The sequence below is a fragment of the Acidovorax sp. SUPP3334 genome (assembly GCF_030159055.1).
Classification (GTDB): Bacteria; Pseudomonadota; Gammaproteobacteria; order Burkholderiales; family Burkholderiaceae_C; genus Paracidovorax.
The window spans coordinates 44,914-64,243 of record NZ_BQXQ01000025.1; the positions used below are offsets into that span (position 1 = coordinate 44,914).

Here is a 19,330-nt window from a genome sequence, read left to right on the forward strand (position 1 = left end):
CGCCGCCCGGTCGGTGGCTACGCCATGGGCGCGTGCCGCTGCGGCGCCGCGGCGCTGGCCGCATGCTGCCGGGCGAACGCCACGTACCAGGGCAGGCAGGCCGGGTTGGCCATGGCGTCCCGGTTGACGACCTTCTCCAGCGGCTGCCCGAGCAGCAGCTTCTTGATCGGCAGCTCCTGCTTCTTGCCGGTCAGCGTGCGCGGCACTTCGGCCACCTGCACGATCTCGTCGGGCACGAAGCGCGGCGACAGCGCGGTGCGGATGGCGGCGGCGATGCGCCCGCGCAAACCATCGTCCAGCACCGCGCCCTCGCGCAGCGCGACGAAGAGCGGCATATAGCTCTCGCGGCCCAGGCTTTCCAGATCGACGACCAGGCTGTCGAGCACCTCGGGCAGGGCCTCCACGGCCCGGTAGATCTCGCTCGTGCCCATGCGCAGGCCGTGGCGGTTGATGGTGGCGTCGCTGCGGCCGTAGATCACGCAGCCGCCGTGGCGGCCGATCCTGAGCCAGTCGCCATGGCGCCAGACCGGGCCCATCTCGGCCGGGCCATCGCCCCCGCCGGGCTTTCGGCCATGGCCGGGCGGGTACATGTCGAAATAGCTCGACAGGTAGCGCTTGCCGTGGGGATCGCCACCCGCTCGGGTGGCATCGTTCGCACCATCGCCGGCCTCGGCGGCGGCGGGGTTCGCCGGGTCCAGGTCGCCCCACAGGTACAGCGGCATCGAGGGAATGGGCTGCGCGCACACCAGCTCGCCCACCTCGTCGATCACGGGCTGGCCTTCGGCGTTCCAGGCTTCGACCGCCGCGCCCAGCATGCGGCACTGCATCTCGCCGGGCACCTGGGGCAGCTCGCGGTGCCCGCCGATGAAGGCGCCGCAGAAATCGGTGCCGCCCGAGATGTTGTTCCACCAGATGTCGCCATCGGCATGCCCCGCGCGCCCGCCCAGCGCACGGAACTGCCCCGTGCCCCAGGCCTGCACTTCGGGCGCCAGCGGCGAACCCGTGGTGCCCAGCGCCCGCACGCGCGACAGGTCGCCGCAGTCGGCCAGCGACAGGCCCGACTTCATGCAGTTGGCATAGAACGCCGCGCCGGCGCCGAAGAACGTCACGCCCGTCTCGGCGGCGAAACGCCAGAGCGTGCCCCAGTCGGGCCGCTCGCGGCTGCCGCCGGGGTTGCCGTCGTAGATCACGCAGGTCGTGCCCGCGAGCAGGCCGCTCACCTGGGCGTTCCACATCACCCAGCCGGTCGAGCTGTACCAGTGGTAGCGCTCGCCGAACGAGTTGGCCTCGTAGCTGCAGCCGATGTCGTTGTGCAGGCTCTTGAGCTGCAGCGCCACCAGCACCATGCCGCCGTGGCCGTGCACGATGGGCTTGGGCAGACCCGTGGTGCCGCTGGAATAGACGATCCACAGCGGGTGGTCGAACGGCAGCCACTCGGGCTCGAACGCCGCCACTTCGGCATCGTTTTGGCCGCTCGCCGCCGAATAATCTGCCGTGTCAGCTATGGTTTCAGGAGCATGCAGATGGTGGATCACCACCACGTGCCGGACCGACGGCAGCGCCGCACGCAGCTCGGCCAGCACGCCCGTGCGGTCGTGGTCGCGTCCGCCGTGGGTGACGCCGTCCACCGCGATCAGCACCTTGGGCGCGATCTGCTGAAAGCGGTCCAGCACGGCGGCGGTGCCCATGTCGGGCGCGCACACGCTCCACACCGCGCCCAGGCTGGCGGTGGCCAGAAGCGCCACCATGGCTTCGGGAATGTTGGGCAGGTACGCGGCCACGCGGTCGCCGCGCCGCACGCCCTGGCGGCGCAGGTGCAGGGCCAGCGAGGCCACCTGGCGGCGCAGCTCGGGCCACGACAGTTCGCGGTGCAGGCCGCGTTCGTTGCGGCTCACGACGGCCGGCAGGCCGGCGGCATGGACCGCATCCACATGGCGCAGCACCTGGCGCGCGTAGTTGACCTGCGCGCCCGGAAACCACACCGCGCCGGGCATCGCGTTGCGCGCCAGCACGGCCGTGTGCGGGGTGGGCGACTGCAGGTCGAAATAGTCCCAGATGCTCTGCCAGAAGGCATCGAGATCGGTGACGGACCACTGCCAGAGCGCGTCGTAGTCGGCAAAGGCGAGGCCGTGGCGGGCCTGCAGCCAGTCCTGGTACAGGCGGATCTGGGGAACGAACGGGGGGGTGTTTTTTGTCTCCATGGCGCCGCAGCGTAGCGTGCGCCACCGCCGCTGTCACCGGGCGGGCGTCCCCGAATGGACAAAGCCGCCGGCAGGGGCCTGCGGGCGGCTTTTTCAACGGGGGCGTGAAAGGCTCAGTCGGTCAGTTCGCGCACGCTGGTGATGGCATAGCCCTTTTCTTCGATCTGCGCGGCCGGTTGCGGGATGCCGTAGTCGTCCCAATGGCCGGCGTTCTCGTCCATCTCCTGGCCGCGGGCTTCGGTGTCCCAGTCCACATTGATCGCCTCTTGGGGAATGACCCGTCCTTCGGGCACGGCGAGGTGGGAGAACTTGCCATCGGGTTCGGCTCGGCGATAGATGTCCACGCGCATGTTGGAGTCCTTCTCGGAAAGTGAAACAGGGCTCTCCACTCTAGCGAGGGGGGTGGCGCGGGGGCGTAGGAAAACACCTCCGGCCACAGGGATGGGCTCGCCGGCAGCGCGCGGGCCATGAAAAAAAGGGCGGCTGGGCTTTCGCCCGCCGCCCTCCCATCCGTGCTCGTCAGCGCCTCGTCAGCGCTTACTTGCGCTGGCGATCACTTGCCCGCTGCCAGGTCGCGCATGCGGTCCGCACGGCCGCCCGCGTCGGGGTGGGTGGACAGCATGGCGTCCATGCCGCCGCTCTTGCCGCTCAGCGACGCGATCTTGCGGAAGGCCGATTCCATGGCCTGCACCTTGTACTTGTGCTTCTTCATGAAAGCCAGGCCGTAGTCGTCGGCAGCGGTTTCCTGGCTTTGCGAGAACTGGCTGTTCACCAGCTTTTCGCCCAGTGCGCCCAGGTCCGTGTCGGCCAGGCGGCCCACGCCGCCCGCGGCCGAGGCGGCCTTGCGGCCGGCGGAGGCCATGTAGGCCGTGCGCATGGCGGACAGCGAGTGCTGCAGCTTCACGTGGCCGATTTCGTGGCCGATCACGCCCAGCAGTTCCTGGTCGTTCATCATGTCCATCAGGCCGGCATACACGCGGATGGAGCCGTCCGCCGTGGCGTTGGCGTTCACGTCCTTGCTCAGGTACACCTTGAAGTTCAGCTTCATGCCGTCTTCGTTCACGTGCTTCTTGGTCAGGCGAGCCAGGCGCTGGGCATACTTGTTGCTGGCCGGGGCGGCGCTTTCGGTGCGGTCTTCGTAGTTGCGGTACTGCAGCGAAACGGTCTTCAATTCTTCATCCGAGACCGTCACGGCCTTGAAGATGTCCAGCGCGGCGCCGGCCTTGTTTTCGGTGGTGCCGGAGCCGGAACCGCCAGCGGTGGCGGCACCCAGAACGCTGGAGACGGCCGACGTGCCCGACGAACTCTTGCTGCCGTCACCGGTGGTGGCGCAACCTGCCAGCAGCAAGGCGAGCGCGACGGCGCTCAGTGAGAACTTCTTCATGGAAATGCTTTCGTTGAGGGTCTGAGGAAATCGCACCGGCCTTGGCGCCAGATGCCGCGCCCGGGAGGTGGCTTTTCACCCCCTGTGCAGTCGCTTCGGACCGGGCAGACGGAAATTGTTTCACGCAGGCTTTGCCAGGCAATGGCATGCACCCTTCAGGTGCATCCAGTTGTATCCGAGCGTCTTTGCGCCCCGGATGAGCTTTACAAAGTAACGGCGCGTTCGTGTCGCTCCTTGCACCCGTTTCATTTACAACTTTTTGTTTCAATAAATGGCTGCAGATGAGGAAACAAAACGACGGATGCCTTCTACACCGCCACTTCGAACAGCCGGCCGGACAGCGGTGCCTTGGCCAGCACATCCAGCGGCACCGGTTGCCGCGCGCTGGTGATGAAGAGCCGCCGGCCGTCCGCGCCCCCCAGTTCCACGTCGGTGGGCGTCGGCACCGGCAGGGCGACGACGCGGTCCAGGCTGCCATCGGGCAGGAAACGCATGACGCTCCAGCCGTCGCGCAGCGCGGTCCACACACCGCCATCGGCATCCAGCGCCAGCCCGCTGACCCGGCCCGAGCCCTTGGGCACGGTGACCAGGCGGCGCATGGCGCCGGTTTCGGGCTGCAGCGACAGGATGGCGCCGGTGTCCGGCACGGTGGCCCAGAGCGTGCCGTCGGCCGCCCGCCAGCGCAGGCATTGCACCGGCTCCGCCAGTCGCCAGCGCACGTCCAGCGCGGCACCCGGCCGCAGGCAGCCCACGTCGCTGCCGCCTTCGGGCGTTTCGCGGGCGAGCCATAGCTCACCGCCGCTCCCCTGGCAGACGGCCTGGGCGGGCAGCGCCGGCCATTCGGGCAGCCGCTCGGCCGGGCCGCCGTCGGGCGGCAGCGCGAACGCACCGTGGGCGCACCAGGCGATGGGCGGCGGGGTGCCTCCACCACGCTCCGTTCCCTGCCCCAGCAGCAGGCCATGCACCGGGCCCTCGGTTTCGGCCCAGAGCGCATCGCCCTCGTCCCCCGGCCCCACCGACCGCAGCGCGGGCGCCAGGGTGTCGGCCCAGAAGAGGCGGCCGCTGGTGGAACACCAGCGCGGGTGCGCTCCGTGGAAGGCCCAGGGACCGGGCACGGGGCGGGCCTCGGCATCGCCCAGGGCCGGCCGCAGGCCGGGCAGTTGCGCGCCCACGCGCCGGGCGGCTTCGGCCACTTCGGGGCCCAGCAGTTCCAGCCGCTCGGGCGTGAGGCGCCACGCCGGCCCGGCCACGCTGAGCGCGCCGCGGACCTGGCCCAGGCCATCGACGATGGGCGCGCCCACGCAGCGCACGCCCGGCACGATCTCTTCGTCGTCGATGGCGTAGCCGCGCGCTGCCGTCACGCGCAGCTCGGCCAGCAGGCGGCGGCGGTCGGTCAGGGTGCGGGGCGTGAGGGGGCGCAGCACCAGCCCGCGCACGAGCGCGTCGCGCGCGGCGGCATCCATGGCCGATAGGATCGCCTTGCCCTGGCTGGTGCAATGCACCGGCTTGCGCTGGCCCAGCGCGCTGGCCGAGCGCTGGCTGTGCGCACCGTCGCAGCGGTCCAGCGACACCACGTCGCGCCCGTCCAGCGCGGCGAGGTAAGTGGTCTCGCCCGTCAGGTCGCGCAGCGTGCGCAACTCCAGCACGGCCGCCGCCGCCAGGTCGGGCATGGCATGGGCCTGGCGCGACAGCTCGAAGCAGCGCACGCCCAGGCAGTACGCCTTGCGCAGCGGATCGCGCCGCAGCATGCCGCGCGCCACCAGCGTGGCCAGCAGGCGGTAGGCCGTGGTGCGCGGCAGCGCCAGCCGGGCGGCCAGGTCGGCGTGGCTCAGGCCTTCGGGCGACGAACCCACCGCCTCCAGCACGTCCAGGGCTTTTTCCAGCGCGGCAGTGCCGTCTCCAGGCGATGCGCCCATGTTTGTCTCAAATTTTGGAACTGAAGGCCGCCGGCATTTGCGGCGGAGCGTGGCAGGGCATTCTAGGCGGTGCCCTCTTCATTACGATGGCAGGCCCTCGCTGGCGCGCTGGCGCCTCTCGGCGAACGATTCCATTCAGTGAGACAAGCAGGCCGCCCCGGCCTTTGCCCTTTTCAGGAAACTCCATGCCCGACCACACCCTGCAATCCATCGACGCCCGCACGGGCCAACCCCACGGCACCGCCTGGCCCGAATCCACCCCGGCAGAGATCGACGCCGCCGTGGCCGCCGCCGCGAGCGCCGCCGATGCCTTCGCCGCCACCTCGGCCGCCGACCGCGCCGCCCTGCTGCGTGCGCTGGCCGAGGCCCTGGAAGCCCAGCGCGAGGCCCTGGTGCCCGTGGCCGACCGCGAAAGCGGCCTGGGCCCCGTGCGCCTGAACGGCGAGCTGGACCGCACCGCCTTCCAGCTGCGCGGCTTTGCCGACGTGGTGGAAAGCGGCACCGCCCACACCGTGCTGGACGATGCGGCCGTGGCCGGCGCACCGCCCGCAGGCCGGCCCCGCCTGACCCGCGTGCGCGTGCCGGTCGGCCCGGTCGCCATGTTCTCGGCCAGCAACTTTCCCTTCGCGTTCTCGGTGCTCGGCGGCGATACGGCTTCGGCCCTGGCGGCCGGCTGCCCGGTGGTGGTGAAGGCGCACCCCGCGCACCCCGAACTGTCGCGCCAGACGGCCGCGCTGGCGCAATCCGTGGTGGCTGCACGCGGCCTGCCGGCCGGCGTGTTCCAACTGGTGCAAGGCGGCTCGATCGACGCGGGCGTTCGCCTGGTGCAGGCCCCGGCGATCACGGCCGTGGCGTTCACCGGATCGTTCAAGGGCGGCACCGCGCTGGCCAAGGTGGCGGGCGAGCGCCCCCGCCCCATTCCGTTCTACGGCGAACTGGGATCGGTGAACCCGCTGGTGGCACTGCCCGCAGCGCTGGAGGCCAACGGCGCCGCCCTGGCCGAAACGCTGGCCGGCTCCATCTGCCTGGGCTCGGGCCAGTTCTGCACCAGCCCCGGCGTGATCGTCGTGCGCAAAGACGCCTCGGGCGATGCCTTCGTGCAGGCCCTGGCGGACAAGCTGCGCCCTCTGGCACCGCACGCCATGCTCACCTCGGGCATCCGCGGCGCGTTCGACCGGGGCGTGGCCGCATGGCGCGCGCACGGCCAGCTGAAGGCCCTGGTGAGCGAAACAGCCGAGGCCGGCGCCACGCCAAGGCCGTTCCTGGGCGAAGTGCAGGCCGCCGACTTCATCGCCGACCATGCGCTGCATGAAGAGGTTTTCGGCTCCGCCGCGCTGGTGGTGCGCGTCGCGTCCATCGATGAAACCGTGGCCGTGCTGAACGCCATCGGCGGCTCGCTCACCGTCACCGTGTGGGGCGCCGAGGCCGACACGCCCGAGCACCGCACGCTGGTGCGCGCCGCCACGCAGGTGGCCGGCCGCGTGCTGTTCACCGGCGTGCCCACCGGCGTGGCCGTGACGGGCGCACAGATGCATGGCGGCCCCTACCCCGCCAGCACCGCGCCGTTCACCACCTCCGTCGGCTATGCGGCCATGGACCGCTTCCTGCGCCCCGTGGCGCTGCAGGATGCGCCGGCCTGGCTGATCGAACGCAACGGCGTGCCCTGCTGAAGCGCTGAGGACGGTTGCCCTGCGGTGCCGCGGAGGCATCAACTCGCATTCCACACAAGAGCGAGGACGCGAGCCCTCGCCTTGCAAACAGGACGTGTTTGTCGTGTGGAACTGCTTCGTTGAACGCGCCGAGGCTTCGTACGCCGACGACAAGCCTTCCGCTCAAAACCTCATCATCAGAGCACCATGCTGGCACGCCGGCGCACTTTATGGCTGATGCTCATGAATCGACTCACCAATTTTTTGACCCCTTCAGTAAGAAGTAGTGGAAGCGGGAGGGCAGAGCAAGTAGTCGCAAAGACCACTTCGCGGAAGCCCCCTACCAGCGAATCCACATCTGCCGGACCAGAGGCAAGGCGCTCCAAGGGCCTAGGGCACAGCATCCTCGGCCTCGCGAGCCGATTGTGCGGTCAGCCACCCAGCAGCGCGGCAAGTCTTTCGCCACGTCGCACAGGGCCACTTCCCGGGCCGCTTAACAAACCGGGTTCCCCCCCGCAATCCACGTTGGCTGGATCGCTGAAGGCAGAGACATCACCCACTGGACTGCGGGCTGCTGAGGGGGCACCTGCAAGGATCACCCTCTCACATCTATTGCAAGCGGAAGCAGCGACTGAGCGGCGCGAGAAAATGCTGGATAACTTGGTAAGGGTGCAGAACCATTTCGCATCACTGAAGGCAGCGAACTGCTCCCCAACCCTGGAACTCGACAACGCCATGAATCTTGCGATTCTCAAAGTTGTTGCACTGGCCGAAAATGCCCGCAAGCCAGGCCTTAACCTGCAGACGTTCGACTCGTTTTCAGCGTTCGCACAAGTCTTGAAATCGGGTGTTCAGGCCCCGTTCCGCGGACTTATCCCCATGCCGAACGACAGCCAGCACCGACTGGCGGTAGACGTTACGTTTCAGGACGGTAAGGCGTCAATCATCGCAGTCGAATCGATGAACATAGAAGGACTTCCCGAACACTTCGATCTACACCAGCTCGGAATGTTGGCAGAGCTACCGGAATCAGCGCGGATGACGGTAATAGCATCCAACGCGCAGATGTCGCAAGCTGACTGTGCGATATTCGCGGCTTCCTCAGCGCTGAAAATGCACGAGAACGCAGAGTTATTCGCCACAATGCATCGTCAGCAGTTCGCCGGAGAGCCACTCGGCGAGACCGCGTTGAAAGAAGACCAAGATGCTTCTGAAGGCCGCATTGGCCTAGTCGACGGTACTTCATTGCTTCCGGCCGGTTTCGTCAAGCACGCAAATTCGAAGACTCAGTTGAACGCTTGGCTATCGGTGAATGGCGGTGCCGCCAACGTTCCTGCCAGTAGCAAACGCCCAGATGGCCCTACCCTGCTAAGTCGGCATGAAAACCTGCGTGTCACCCGCACTGGAGAAAACGGGCCGAAGCCCATGGGTATCTCTATCGAGGATAAACGCATGACGCTGTTATCGCGGTGCATTCGTTACCTGAGCCAAGCGCCAGACAATGAAGTCAGCATGGCCTTGCAGAGCTTTGAGCGATATACGCCCGACCTTGACGAAAAACTGCATAAGGCCGCCCCGCTTGTGACGGGACAGATATACCGTAAACCGTAAGCGGCAGCCAGCGCGCGAACATGCTCGACCTCGCCGCGAGTCAAATCCTGAGCCATCATCTGATCGCAAGCGGTGACCAGCCAAACACTCGCCCCCTGTTTCCCTTGTTCGATCTGCATCGCGTGGTTGGTGCGCGTGCCGAGCGCTTGACCCAAAGGATCACCACCCGCCTGGCCCGCCGCGTGCGCGAACTGCGCGATGCGCGCGGCCTTTCGCTCGACGCACTGGCCGCGCGCAGCGGCGTCAGCCGCTCCAACATTTCGCTCATCGAGCGCGGCGAGAGCAGCCCGACCGCCACCGTGCTGGACAAACTCGCCAGCGGCCTGGGCGTGGCGCTGGCATCGCTGTTCGATGCGCCCCAGGCCGGTGGCGAAGCCCGGGCCGCGCCGTCGCCCGTGGCCCGCGTGGCGGAGCAGCCCGTGTGGACCGACCCCGCCTCGGGCTACCTGCGCCGCAACGTGTCGCCGACCGCTCCCTCGCCGCTGCAGCTGGTGGACGTGGTTTTCCCCCCGGGCCAGCGCGTGGCCTACGGGCGCGCCGACCACGGCAGCGAGATCCATCAGCAGATCTGGATGATCGACGGCCGCATGGACATCACCGTGGACGGCACGACCTGGCAGCTGGAGGCCGGCGACTGCCTGGCGCACCGGCTGGAGGGCCCCATCGAATACCACAACCCCACGCGCCGCCCCACGCGCTACCTGGTGGCGCTCGCCACGCTGCCCAACGCATCTTCCCCACCCCACCGGAGCCAGCCATGACCCAAGCCCCTTCCCCCGCCGTGACCGTGCGGCGCCTGGGCACCAACGAAGCCGCGGCGTGCGTGCCGGCGCTGGCCGAGGTGCTGATCGACTGCGTGGCTGGCGGCGCCTCGGTGAGCTTCATGCACCCGCTGGCGGCCGAGCGGGCGATGGACTTCTGGCGCGGCGTGGCCGATGGCGTCGCCCGGGGCGAGCGGGCGCTGCTCGTCGCCGAAGCCCCCGGCAGCGGGGAGCTGCTGGGCACGGTTCAGCTCGTGCTCTCGCAACCCGAGAACCAGCCCCACCGCGCCGATGTGGCCAAGATGCTGGTGCACCGCCGTGCCCGCCGCCAGGGCATCGCCCAGCGCCTGCTGGCCGCCGTGGACGAGGTCGCGCGGCAGGAGGGCAAGTCCGTTCTGGTGCTGGATACGGTCACGGGCGGCGACGCCGAGCGGCTGTATGCCCGCGCCGGCTGGCAACGCGTCGGCGAAGTGCCGGGCTACGCCCTGATGCCCGACGGCGAGCCATGCGGCACCACGTTCTTCTACCGGGCGCTGTAGCGCCGGGGGCGGCCGCCGAAGGCACCAAGCCTTTTTTCCCTCCAGCGCAATCATCACTAGGGGGTATAGCTATCAATTCAATAGCAATTCAGCGAGGTAGTTCCAGCGCCATCCCTTGACCCAATGCAAGCCCCGCGCGCCAGGGGCGCCGCACAATGGCCGCCCACGCCCGCCGGGCGCACTGCCTTCTTGCACCATGCCTCACCCGCCAACGCAACCGCAGCGGCAGCCACAGCCAAAACCGCAGAAGCCGCACTGCGATGTCCTCATCGTCGGCGCGGGCCCGGCTGGCCTGTCACTCGCCATCGCCTTGTCCCAGGCCGGGTTCACCAGCACGGTGCTCGACCGGCAATCCGCATCGGCCCTGGCCGATCCCGCACCCGACGGCCGCGAGATCGCGCTCACCCACCCCAGCGCCGATGCGCTGCGGCGCCTGGGCACCTGGCAGCAGCTAGCAGCAGCTGGCACCGCACGAAATCGGCCGCATCGCCGAAGCGCGCGTGCACGACGGCCCCCTGGGCCGGCACGCGCCGCTGTCGCTGCACCCCGGCCATGCCGGAGGGGTCGGCAGCCCCGGGCATTTGGGCTGGATCGTGCCCAACCACGCGCTGCGCCGCACCGCGCAGGCCGTGGCCTCGCGCCTGCCGGGCGTGCGCATCGAGGCCGGCGCGCAGGTGTCGCAGGTGCACGTGGCAGCGGACCATGCCGCGGTGGAGATCACGCGGGCGGGCGCTGCCGGCAGCCCGCAGGCGCACCGCGAACGCCTGCAGGCCCGACTGGTCGTGGCCGCCGACAGCCGGTTCTCGGCCGTGCGGCAGCAACTGGGCATCGGCGTGCGCAGCGTGGACTTCGGCCGCACCGTGATCGTCTGCCGCATGCGCCACGCCCTGCCCCACCGAGGCATCGCGCACGAAGCCTTCGGGTACGACCGCACTTTGGCCGTGCTGCCGCTGCCGGACGACCTGGCGGGCGGCACGCCGCAATGCTCGGTGGTCGTCACCACCGGCACCCCCGGCACCCCCGACGCCGCGGCGCTGATGGCCCAGGGCGCAGACACCTTCGCCGCGCAGGTCGAAGCACCGTTCCAACGGCGGCTGGGCGCCATGCGCCTGGTGGGCGAGCGCCACGCCTACCCGCTCGTCGCCACCTATGCGGACCGCTTCGCAGGCCACCGCTGCGCGCTGATCGGCGACGCCGCCGTGGGCATGCACCCGGTGACCGCCCACGGTTTCAACCTGGGCCTGGCCGGCGTGGCAAGCCTCGTGCAAGCGCTCACCGAAGCCCGCCGCCAGGGCCGCGACATCGGCGAGGCCGCCGCGCTGCAACGCTACGCCCGGGACCACCATCGCCGCGCCTGGCCGATCTACCAGGGCACCAACGCCATCGTGCGGCTGTACACCGATGCGCGGCCGCTGCCCCGCGCGGTGCGGCACATGGTGCTGCAGGGCGCGCAGCGACTTCCGCCCTTGAAGGCAGGAATCGTGGGGCTGCTCACCGAGCGGCTTGCCGCCGGGCACGGCGCGGGGCAGGTGTGACCCATACCGTCACGCAGCCGGAAACCTCGCCGTCGCACCGCTGTACAGGGCACGCGCTGCAGTAACCTCGAGGACATCTTTTTCTTCTCCGCGATCGTCCCATGCCCCTCGCCCCCTACCTCGACACCGCCCCCACGCTCGACGCCGGCGTGTACCTCCACCCCTCGGCACAGGTGATCGGCGACGTGCACCTGGGGCGCGACAGCTCGGTGTGGTGCAACGCCGTGCTGCGCGGCGACGTGAACCGCATCACGGTGGGCGAATGCTCCAACGTGCAGGATCTGGCGATGGGCCATGTGTCGCACCGCCATCCGGGCAAGCCCGAAGGCTCGCCGCTGGTGATCGGCAGCCATGTCACGCTGGGCCATTCGGTGATCCTGCACGGCTGCACCATCGGGGACGAGTGCCTCATCGGCATGGGCAGCATCGTGATGGACGACGCGGTCGTCGGCGACCGCGTCATGCTCGGCGCGGGCAGCCTGGTCACGCCCGGCAAGGTGCTGGAAGGCGGCTACCTGTACACCGGCCGCCCCGCGGTGCGGCAGCGGGCGCTGACGCCGCAGGAGATCGCCTACCTGCGGTACTCGGCCGAGCATTACGTGCGGGTGAAGAACAACTACCTGGCGACGGCGCAGGGCACCGCTGGCGCCGGAACAGGCGCCTGATCGGCGCGCGCCGGGCCTTCCGTCAGCGCGCAACTGGCGCCGCGGCCTCTCGCCACCACTGCCGGGACAGCGCCGGCTCGCGGATGTCCAGGCGCTCGCCCATGACCGGCGCCACCAGCGGCACGCCGGCCGCCGCGGCGAGGGCGGTGATGCGCTCGAACGGTTCGTCCCAGGGGTGCAGCGACAGGTCGAACGTGCCGTTGTGGATCGGCATCATGTGGCGGCCCTTCACGTCCTGGTGCGCTTGAAGGCTCTGCTCGGGCTGCATGTGCACGTCGGGCCAGTCGGCGTTGTAGGCGCCCGTTTCCACCATCGTGAGGTCGAAGGGGCCGAAGCGTTCGCCGATGGCCTTGAATCCGTCGAAATAGCCCGTGTCGCCGCTGAAGAAGATGCGTGCATCGCCCGCCATGATGACCCACGACGCCCACAGCGTGCGGTTGCCGTCCGACAGGCTGCGGCCCGAGAAATGCTGCGCGGGCGTGGCGACCAGGCGCACACCGCCGAGGGTGGTGCCCTGCCACCAGTCGAACTGCTGCACCTTGGCGGCCGGCACGCCCCAGGCGACGAGCCGGTCGCCCACGCCCAGCGGCGCGACGAAATGCTCCACCTTGGGGGCGAGCTTCAGCACCGCCGCATGGTCGAGGTGGTCGTAGTGGTCGTGCGAGAGGATCACGCCCTGGATGGGCGGCAGGTCTTCGATGGCCAGGGGCGGTGCATGGAACCGCTTGGGGCCGGCGAACTGCACGGGCGAGGCGCGTTCGGAGAACACGGGGTCGGTGAGCCAGAACTGGCCGTCCAGCTTCATCAGCATCGTCGAATGGCCGAGCCGCCACAGGCTCAGGTCCGGCGCCTGCAGCAAGGCGGCGGTGGTCAGCGGCTGCACGGCGATGGGGTGATTGGGCACCGTATCGGCGGGCTTGCCGACGGCAAAGCGCCACATCACCGCCAGCGTCTTGAGCGTGCCCAGGCGGTGCCGGGGCGCCACGTTGCGAAACCGCCCACCGGCGTATTGGGGCGACTCGGCATACGAGGCGACTGGCGATTCGGAGCGGAAGAACATGCTGTGGGCCATGGCAATGAGGAAAAGGGGGGGAAGGCCACTAAGGACCCCGGAGGCAGGCGGCGATGCACGGGGAGCACGCCATCGCGAAAACTGCACTGCACAGTGTAGTGTTCTATTTCGAGAAAAGTAAACCGACCGGTGTAAACTTTTGGCCATGCCCGCCACCGCCCTCGCCAACGCCCCTGTCCGCCTCACCGACCGCAAGCGCCATGCCATCGTCCAGGCGGCGATCGGCGAGTTCCGCGAGCACGGCTTTGCCGGCACCAGCATGGACCGGGTGGCCGCCGCGGCCGATGTGTCCAAGCGCACGGTGTACAACCATTTCCCGAGCAAGGACGACCTGTTTGCCGCCATCCTCGGGCATCTCTGGGAGCGCAGCCAGTCTCTGGCCGCTCTGGTGCACGACCCCGCCCGGCCCCTGCGGGCGCAGTTGCTGGAGCTGCTGCAGCGAAAGATGGAGCTGCTCAACGATGCGGGCTTCATCGACCTGTCCCGCGTGGCCATGGCCGAGATGCTGCACACGCCGGCGCGTGCCCAGGCCATGGTGGCGCGCCTGGGCGAGAAGGAAGAGGGCGTGCCCGCCTGGATCCTGGCCGCGCAGCGGGCCGGCCGCCTGCGCCGGGGGATCGATCCGCACTACGCGGCGCACCAGTTGCAGGGCCTGGTCAAGGCCTTCGCCTTCTGGCCGCAACTGGCGCTGGGCCAGCCCGCGCTGACCGCGGCGCAGCAGCGGCAGGTGCTGCACGACACGGTGGACATGTTCCTGGGCTTCTATGCCCTGCCCGAGCCCGCCCCGGCACCCACCCCCCGAGCCAAAGCCCCGCCCAGGCCGCCCGCCAGGAAGCCGGCAGGCCTTCGCAAGCCCGCGCGGACTTGACAGGCAGGCAACGAAGGCCTCCACGCCGATCCGCCAGCGCAGGCGGCTACAGCACGCTTTTGGCCGCAGCCATGGCGCGCTGCGCGAGCCGCTCCAGCCGGGGCCGGCTGCTGCGCCCAGCCGTGCCAGTACAGCGGCACGTCGGTGGCGGCATCGGGCAGCACGTCGATCAGTTCGCCGCGCTCGATGGCATCGCCGATCTGCAGTTCCGGCACCATGCCGTAGCCCAGGCCCAGCCGTATCGCCGTCACGAAGGGCTCCGAGGCCGGCACGTAGTGGCTGGGGTAAGCGCTGGCCTGCAGGCCGAACGCGTTCAGCAGCGCATTGGCCTGCAGCGGATCCTTGTGGTTGAACACCACCGTGGGCGCCTTGCGCGCCGATGCCCGGGTGATGCCGCGCGGCCCGAACCACTGCACAGCGAACGCGGGCGAGGCCACCAGGCGATAGCGCATGCTGCCCAGGCGCTCGGCCGTGCAGCCACGCATGGCATGCGGCTGGGCGGACACGCAGGCATGGGCCAGGCCGGCTTGCAGCAGGGCGTGCGTGTGCTCCTGGTCGTCCACCACCAGTTCGAGGGCGATGCGCTCGCGCTGCAGCGCCCCCGACAGCGCGGGCAGCAGCCAGGTGGCGAGCGAATCCGCGTTGACGGCCAGCGTGACGGCAAAGAACGCATCGCCGGCATCGCCCCCTGAAAGCCCCGCGAGCAGGTCCTGCTCCATGGCGCGGGACCGCTGCAGGTGCTGCAGCAGCTGCCGGCCGGCGCGGGTGGCCCGGCTGGGCCGGCCGCGCACGATGAGGGGCTGGCCCAGCCGCGTTTCCAGCGCGCGCACGCGCAGCGAGACCGCCGAAGGGGTGATGTGCAGCGCGGCGGCGGCTTGCTCGAAGCTGCCCGCCTCGGCCACGGCGAGGAAAGCCTCGCATTGCTTGGAATCCAGTGCCATGGCGCCTTTGAAGGTGAAAGTTGAGAAATTCTCGGCCAAGGCGATATTTTCCAAGTTCGGCATGGCATCCGAGGCACCGCCCGGACAATTCGCCGATGTTTTCCCTCACCCCTTTCGTGCATGGGTTCGGCACCGGTGCCGGCCTGATCATCGCCATCGGCGCGCAGAACGCGCATGTGCTGCGCGTCGGCCTGCTGCGCCGCCATGTGGGCTTGACGGTGGCGACCTGCATCGCGGTGGACGTGATCGCCATCACTGCGGGCGTGGCCGGCATGGGCGCGCTGATTCAGGGACAGCCCTGGCTGCTGGCCATCGCCCGCTGGGGCGGTGCGGCCTTCCTGGTTTGGTACGGCACGGGCGCCTTGCGGCGCGCGCTTTCGTCCGATGGGGCGCTGATGGCCGGCGCCGGGGGGCCGGGCGCGGCCCCCACGGTGCGGCAGGCTTTCGCGGCCGTGCTGGCGGTGTCGCTGCTCAACCCGCACATGTACCTGGACACCGTGGTGCTGCTGGGTGCCATCGGCGGGCAGCAGCCTGCAGGCCAGCAAGTCAGCTTCACGGTGGGCGCCACCACGGCATCCACCCTGTGGTTTCTCATGCTGGGCCTGGGCGCACGGCGACTGGCGCCGTGGTTCGCAAAGCCCGCGGCCTGGCGATGCCTGGACGCGGGCATTGCCGTGGTCATGTTTTCGATATCGCTCTTTCTCGCGTTCACGCCTTTGCACACCACTCCATGACCTCCACCTCTATCTCCACCCCCTCCTCCCGCAGCATCACGCTCGCCACCCTGCCGTCCCGGTACGCCGTTGCCCGGCTGCTGCCGCAGGCGGCCATTCCGCCCTGGGCCGATGGCCCGGGCTTCGTGTCCATTTCGCGCAGCGGCGAAGAGTTGTCGATCACCTGCCTGCAGGAGCGCGTGCCCGAAGGCGTGCAGGCGGACCGGGGCTGGGTGGCGTTCCGCTTCGTGGGGCCGTTCGCGTTCGGCGAGACAGGCATCGTGCTGTCGGTGATCCGCCCGCTGTCGGAGAACGGCATCGGCATCTTCGTGGTCTCCACGTTCGACGGCGACCACCTGCTGCTGGCCGAAGCGGACTGCGAGCGCGCCTGCACGCTGCTGGCCGGCGCGGGGCACCGCGTACTGCCCCTGCCTGGCTGACCGCCAGGGCGCCGGTGCGGGCAGAATCGGCCGGTCGCCGGCCCACCCTGGCCTGCCGGCGGCCCTTTGACATCGGAGCACGGATGACCATCGCATTGCCCAAGGACGTTCACCAGCAGGCCGTGGCCTCCATCGAGCGGTACTTCCGCGAGAACATGGACGAGAAGATCGGCAACATCGCCGCCAGCGGCCTGCTGGGCTTCTTTCTGGAAGAGATCGGCCCGAGCATCTACAACCAGGCCGTGGCCGACGTGCAAGAGCGCCTGCAGCAGCGCGTGGCCGAGGTCGATTACGAGGTGCACGAAGAGGAATTCCTGTACTGGCAGAAATTCGACCGCGCAAAGAACAGCAAAGGCCGCCCATGACACCGTCGCTCCGCCCCGCCCTGCCCGCCGATGCCCCGGCGATCGCCGCCCTGCACGCCGCCAATTGGCGCGCAGGCTACCGGGCCGACCTGGCGGCGCACTACCTGGACCACGACGTTCTGGCCGACCGGCAGGCGTTGTGGACGCAGCGCCTGCAAGCCCCGACGGCGCCCGGGCAGCACCTGATCGTGGCGACCCACGGCGATGCGCTGCTGGGATTCGCCTGCGCCTGCGTGAACGAAGACCCGGTCTGGGGCCACCTTCTGGACAACCTTCACGTGCGCGCAGAAACCCACGGCACCGGCCTGGGGGCGCGTTTGCTCGCCGCCGTGGCGGACCATTGCGCCGCCGCCTGCGGCCAAGCGGGCCTGTACCTCTGGGTCCTGCAGAGCAACACCCAGGCGCAGGGGTTCTACACCGCGCAGGGGGCCACCAATGCTGAGCCCGGTGTGTGGGACGCGCCCGGCGGCTCGCAGGTGCCCACGTTCCGCTTCACCTGGCAGCCGGGCCGGTTGCCCACGTCGGGGCGGCCGAAGCCCCCACGCGGCGCGCCGGCCTGAGCCCGGCGGGATAATCCGGCCCTTGCCCCGCCCTGCGGCCCGCTCCGTTGCCTTCAATCGGCCTCGGCGCGGTCGCCCTGCCCCACATCCCATGTCCGTCTCGAACCCCCGCGTGCTGGCCGTCATCCCGCCGATGACGCAGCTGAACACGCCCTACCCCTCCAGCGCCTACCTCACGGGCTTTCTGCGCTCGCGCGGCGTCACCGCGTTCCAGGAAGACCTGGCGCTGGCGCTGGTGCTGCGGCTGCTCTCGCCCGAGGGCCTGCAGGCGGTGGCCGCCAAGGTGCAGGAGATTCCCGAGGCCCGGCGCAGCCCGGCCATGCACGCCTTCGCCGCGCAGCAGGAGCGCTACCTCGCCACGGTGGCGCCGGCCATCGCCTTCCTGCAGGGGCGGGATTCGACGCTCGCGCACCGCATCGCCGGGCGCCACTACCTGCCCGAGGGGCCGCGCTTCGCCACGCTGGACGTGTATGTGGACGACGAGGGCGGCGACCCGCTGGGCTGGGCCTTCGGCGCCTTGGGCCTGCACGACAAGGCCAAGCACCTGGCCACGCTGTACCTGAACGATCTGGCCGATGTGCTGCGCGATGCGGTGGACGAGCGCTTCGAGTTCGTGCGCTATGCCGAGTCCCTGGCCGGCAGCCAGCCCACCTTCGATCCGCTGGCCGAGGCGCTGGCCGCGCCGCCCACGCTGGTGGACGAGATGCTGCAGGCACTCACGCACGAGGCCATCGAACGCCACGCGCCCGACGTGGTGCTGCTGTCCGTGCCCTTTCCCGGCTCGGTGTACGCGGCCTTTCGCATCGCCCAGGCCATCAAGGCGCGGCACCCGCACATCGCCACGGTGCTGGGCGGAGGCTTCGTGAACACCGAGCTGCGCGAGCTGGCCGAGCCCCGCGTTTTCGATCATTTCGACTACGTGACCCTGGATGCCGGCGAGCGCCCGCTGATCGCGCTGCTGGAGCACCTGCAAGGCCAGCGCGGCCGCCAGCGGCTGGTGCGCACCTTCGTGCGCGATGCCGAAACGCGCGCCGTGCAGTACGTCAACATGATGGAGGCCGACATCGCCTTCGCCGAGGTGGGCACGCCCACCTGGGACGGCCTGCCGCTGGACCGCTATCTCTCGCTGCTGGACATGCTCAACCCCATGCACCGCCTGTGGAGCGACGGGCGCTGGAACAAGCTCACCGTGGCCCATGGCTGCTACTGGAAGAAGTGCAGCTTCTGCGACGTGAGCCTGGACTACATCAGCCGCTACGAAGGCGCCAGCGCCACCGTGCTGGCCGACCGCATCGAGCAGATCGTGCGCGAAACCGGGCAGACGGGCTTTCATTTCGTGGACGAGGCCGCCCCGCCCAAGGCGCTCAAGGCACTGGCCACCGAGTTGATCGCACGCAACGCCGGCATCTCGTGGTGGGGCAACGTGCGCTTCGAAAAGACCTTCACGCCCGACCTGGCCGAACTCATGGCCGACTCCGGTTGCATCGCGATCTCGGGCGGACTGGAGGTGGCCTCCGACCGGCTGCTGCAGCTCATGAAAAAGGGCGTCTCGGTGGACCAGGTGGCGCGCGTGACGCGGGCCTTCACCGACGCCGGCATCCTCGTGCATGCCTACCTGATGTACGGCTTTCCGACCCAGACGGTGCAAGACACCGTGGACGCGCTCGAATACGTGCGCCAGCTGTTCGCCAACGGCTGCATCCAGAGCGGCTTCTTTCACCGCTTCGCCTGCACCGTGCACTCCCCCGTCGGCAAGAACCCCGAGGAATACGGCGTGACCCTGGTGCCCTTGCCGCCGGGCGACTTCGCCAAGAACGACGTGGCGTTCTTCGACCCCACGGGCGTGGACCACGATGCGCTGGGCGGCGCCCTCAAGAAGGCCATCTACAACTACATGCACGGCATCGGGCTGGAGGAAGACGTGCGCGCCTGGTTCCCGTTCAAGGTGCCCAAGACCACCGTGGCGAGGCACCGCATCGAGCGGGCGCTCACCAGCCGCGCGCACTGACGCACGGGCGTTCCATCGGCCGAAGGGACCGGTCGGGCAGGCGCATCGGCGGCCTGCCATGCCGCGCCCACCGGGCCTGCGAACCGCCAACGCCTGCGTACA

The 19,330-nt window shown here is 69.5% G+C and carries 18 protein-coding genes and 1 pseudogene; 13 read left to right on the plus strand and 6 right to left on the minus strand.

Annotated features, from left to right (window positions below; genetic code table 11):
* Positions 1-17: 17 nt before the first annotated feature.
* The 4 genes from AVHM3334_RS15040 to AVHM3334_RS15055 all read right to left on the minus strand — a co-directional run bounded on the left by AVHM3334_RS15040 (position 18) and on the right by AVHM3334_RS15055 (position 5,501).
* Positions 18-2,201: an acetoacetate--CoA ligase gene (locus AVHM3334_RS15040; protein ID WP_284413558.1), complete on the minus strand. Its 2,184-nt coding sequence runs from the start codon at positions 2,199-2,201 to the stop codon at positions 18-20.
* Positions 2,202-2,314: 113 nt separating this feature from the next.
* The gene (locus AVHM3334_RS15045) at positions 2,315-2,551 is read right to left on the minus strand and encodes a DUF6139 family protein (RefSeq protein WP_284413560.1); all 237 of its coding nucleotides are present in this window, start codon (positions 2,549-2,551) and stop codon (positions 2,315-2,317) included.
* A 203-nt stretch (positions 2,552-2,754) separates the two neighbouring features.
* A complete protein-coding gene (locus AVHM3334_RS15050) occupies positions 2,755-3,585 on the minus strand; it encodes a M48 family metallopeptidase (protein ID WP_284413562.1) in 831 nt (276 codons plus the stop codon).
* Positions 3,586-3,893: 308 nt separating this feature from the next.
* Positions 3,894-5,501 carry an IclR family transcriptional regulator domain-containing protein gene (locus tag AVHM3334_RS15055; RefSeq protein WP_284413565.1) on the minus strand — a complete coding sequence of 536 codons (1,608 nt, stop codon included), beginning with the start codon at positions 5,499-5,501 and terminating at the stop codon, positions 3,894-3,896.
* 185 nt (positions 5,502-5,686) lie between these two features.
* Between AVHM3334_RS15055 and AVHM3334_RS15060 the strand changes: the two genes are divergently transcribed.
* From AVHM3334_RS15060 to AVHM3334_RS15090, 7 genes and pseudogenes are all read left to right on the plus strand, one after another.
* On the plus strand, positions 5,687-7,171 hold the full coding sequence (locus AVHM3334_RS15060) for an aldehyde dehydrogenase (NADP(+)) (RefSeq protein ID WP_284413567.1): 1,485 nt from the start codon (positions 5,687-5,689) through the stop codon (positions 7,169-7,171).
* A gap of 627 nt (positions 7,172-7,798) precedes the next feature.
* A complete protein-coding gene (locus AVHM3334_RS15065) occupies positions 7,799-8,761 on the plus strand; it encodes a YopJ family acetyltransferase (RefSeq protein ID WP_284413569.1) in 963 nt (320 codons plus the stop codon).
* A gap of 104 nt (positions 8,762-8,865) precedes the next feature.
* On the plus strand, positions 8,866-9,522 hold the full coding sequence (locus AVHM3334_RS15070; protein ID WP_502869919.1) for a helix-turn-helix domain-containing protein: 657 nt from the start codon (positions 8,866-8,868) through the stop codon (positions 9,520-9,522).
* Positions 9,519-10,061, plus strand: a complete 543-nt coding sequence (locus tag AVHM3334_RS15075; protein WP_284413571.1) for a GNAT family N-acetyltransferase — start codon at positions 9,519-9,521, stop codon at positions 10,059-10,061. The genes AVHM3334_RS15070 and AVHM3334_RS15075 overlap by 4 nt, the downstream gene beginning before the upstream one ends.
* Before the next feature lie 196 nt (positions 10,062-10,257).
* Positions 10,258-10,485: pseudogene (locus AVHM3334_RS15080) on the plus strand (FAD-dependent oxidoreductase); the annotation flags it as partial.
* Positions 10,486-10,561: 76 nt separating this feature from the next.
* Positions 10,562-11,596, plus strand: coding sequence for an FAD-dependent monooxygenase (locus AVHM3334_RS15085; RefSeq protein WP_284413573.1), 1,035 nt, complete (start codon positions 10,562-10,564; stop codon positions 11,594-11,596).
* 101 nt (positions 11,597-11,697) lie between these two features.
* On the plus strand, positions 11,698-12,261 hold the full coding sequence (locus AVHM3334_RS15090; RefSeq protein WP_284413574.1) for a gamma carbonic anhydrase family protein: 564 nt from the start codon (positions 11,698-11,700) through the stop codon (positions 12,259-12,261).
* Positions 12,262-12,283: 22 nt separating this feature from the next.
* Here the strand turns inward: AVHM3334_RS15090 and AVHM3334_RS15095 are convergent, their stop codons facing one another.
* Positions 12,284-13,333, minus strand: coding sequence for an MBL fold metallo-hydrolase (locus AVHM3334_RS15095; protein ID WP_502869920.1), 1,050 nt, complete (start codon positions 13,331-13,333; stop codon positions 12,284-12,286).
* A gap of 145 nt (positions 13,334-13,478) precedes the next feature.
* Here AVHM3334_RS15095 and AVHM3334_RS15100 point away from each other — a divergent pair, with 145 nt between their 5' ends.
* The gene (locus tag AVHM3334_RS15100) at positions 13,479-14,201 is read left to right on the plus strand and encodes a TetR/AcrR family transcriptional regulator (RefSeq protein ID WP_284413576.1); all 723 of its coding nucleotides are present in this window, start codon (positions 13,479-13,481) and stop codon (positions 14,199-14,201) included.
* On the opposite strand, the gene AVHM3334_RS15105 is transcribed toward AVHM3334_RS15100, so the two are convergent.
* The gene (locus tag AVHM3334_RS15105; RefSeq protein ID WP_284413578.1) at positions 14,096-15,142 is read right to left on the minus strand and encodes a LysR family transcriptional regulator ArgP; all 1,047 of its coding nucleotides are present in this window, start codon (positions 15,140-15,142) and stop codon (positions 14,096-14,098) included. The two genes, AVHM3334_RS15100 and AVHM3334_RS15105, sit on opposite strands and share 106 nt — an antisense overlap.
* A 95-nt stretch (positions 15,143-15,237) precedes the next feature.
* Here AVHM3334_RS15105 and AVHM3334_RS15110 point away from each other — a divergent pair, with 95 nt between their 5' ends.
* The 5 genes from AVHM3334_RS15110 (at position 15,238) to AVHM3334_RS15130 (ending at position 19,228) form a co-directional block, all read left to right on the plus strand.
* A complete protein-coding gene (locus tag AVHM3334_RS15110) occupies positions 15,238-15,876 on the plus strand; it encodes a LysE/ArgO family amino acid transporter (protein ID WP_284413579.1) in 639 nt (212 codons plus the stop codon).
* Positions 15,873-16,295 (plus strand): ACT domain-containing protein, encoded by a 423-nt coding sequence (locus AVHM3334_RS15115; RefSeq protein ID WP_284413581.1) that lies wholly within the window; start codon positions 15,873-15,875, stop codon positions 16,293-16,295. The genes AVHM3334_RS15110 and AVHM3334_RS15115 overlap by 4 nt, the downstream gene beginning before the upstream one ends.
* An 83-nt stretch (positions 16,296-16,378) precedes the next feature.
* Entirely contained in the window at positions 16,379-16,660 is a 282-nt protein-coding gene (locus AVHM3334_RS15120; RefSeq protein ID WP_284413582.1) for a DUF2164 domain-containing protein, read from the plus strand.
* A complete protein-coding gene (locus AVHM3334_RS15125) occupies positions 16,657-17,220 on the plus strand; it encodes a GNAT family N-acetyltransferase (protein ID WP_284413584.1) in 564 nt (187 codons plus the stop codon). Before AVHM3334_RS15120 ends, AVHM3334_RS15125 begins: the two co-directional genes overlap by 4 nt.
* 91 nt (positions 17,221-17,311) lie before the next feature.
* Entirely contained in the window at positions 17,312-19,228 is a 1,917-nt protein-coding gene (locus AVHM3334_RS15130) for a B12-binding domain-containing radical SAM protein (protein ID WP_284413586.1), read from the plus strand.
* Positions 19,229-19,330: the final 102 nt, after the last annotated feature.

Excerpts from the sequence above, each read along its gene's own strand:
- AVHM3334_RS15040 (WP_284413558.1), bottom strand. The coding sequence starts at position 2,201 with ATGGAGACAAAAAACACCCCCCCGTTCGTTCCCCAGATCCGCCTGTAC.
- AVHM3334_RS15045 (WP_284413560.1), bottom strand. The coding sequence starts at position 2,551 with ATGCGCGTGGACATCTATCGCCGAGCCGAACCCGATGGCAAGTTCTCC.
- AVHM3334_RS15050 (WP_284413562.1), bottom strand. The coding sequence starts at position 3,585 with ATGAAGAAGTTCTCACTGAGCGCCGTCGCGCTCGCCTTGCTGCTGGCA.
- AVHM3334_RS15055 (WP_284413565.1), bottom strand. The coding sequence starts at position 5,501 with ATGGGCGCATCGCCTGGAGACGGCACTGCCGCGCTGGAAAAAGCCCTG.
- AVHM3334_RS15060 (WP_284413567.1), top strand. The coding sequence starts at position 5,687 with ATGCCCGACCACACCCTGCAATCCATCGACGCCCGCACGGGCCAACCC.
- AVHM3334_RS15065 (WP_284413569.1), top strand. The coding sequence starts at position 7,799 with ATGCTGGATAACTTGGTAAGGGTGCAGAACCATTTCGCATCACTGAAG.
- AVHM3334_RS15075 (WP_284413571.1), top strand. The coding sequence starts at position 9,519 with ATGACCCAAGCCCCTTCCCCCGCCGTGACCGTGCGGCGCCTGGGCACC.
- AVHM3334_RS15090 (WP_284413574.1), top strand. The coding sequence starts at position 11,698 with ATGCCCCTCGCCCCCTACCTCGACACCGCCCCCACGCTCGACGCCGGC.
- AVHM3334_RS15095 (WP_502869920.1), bottom strand. The coding sequence starts at position 13,333 with ATGGCCCACAGCATGTTCTTCCGCTCCGAATCGCCAGTCGCCTCGTAT.
- AVHM3334_RS15100 (WP_284413576.1), top strand. The coding sequence starts at position 13,479 with ATGCCCGCCACCGCCCTCGCCAACGCCCCTGTCCGCCTCACCGACCGC.
- AVHM3334_RS15105 (WP_284413578.1), bottom strand. The coding sequence starts at position 15,142 with ATGGCACTGGATTCCAAGCAATGCGAGGCTTTCCTCGCCGTGGCCGAG.
- AVHM3334_RS15110 (WP_284413579.1), top strand. The coding sequence starts at position 15,238 with ATGTTTTCCCTCACCCCTTTCGTGCATGGGTTCGGCACCGGTGCCGGC.
- AVHM3334_RS15115 (WP_284413581.1), top strand. The coding sequence starts at position 15,873 with ATGACCTCCACCTCTATCTCCACCCCCTCCTCCCGCAGCATCACGCTC.
- AVHM3334_RS15120 (WP_284413582.1), top strand. The coding sequence starts at position 16,379 with ATGACCATCGCATTGCCCAAGGACGTTCACCAGCAGGCCGTGGCCTCC.
- AVHM3334_RS15125 (WP_284413584.1), top strand. The coding sequence starts at position 16,657 with ATGACACCGTCGCTCCGCCCCGCCCTGCCCGCCGATGCCCCGGCGATC.
- AVHM3334_RS15130 (WP_284413586.1), top strand. The coding sequence starts at position 17,312 with ATGTCCGTCTCGAACCCCCGCGTGCTGGCCGTCATCCCGCCGATGACG.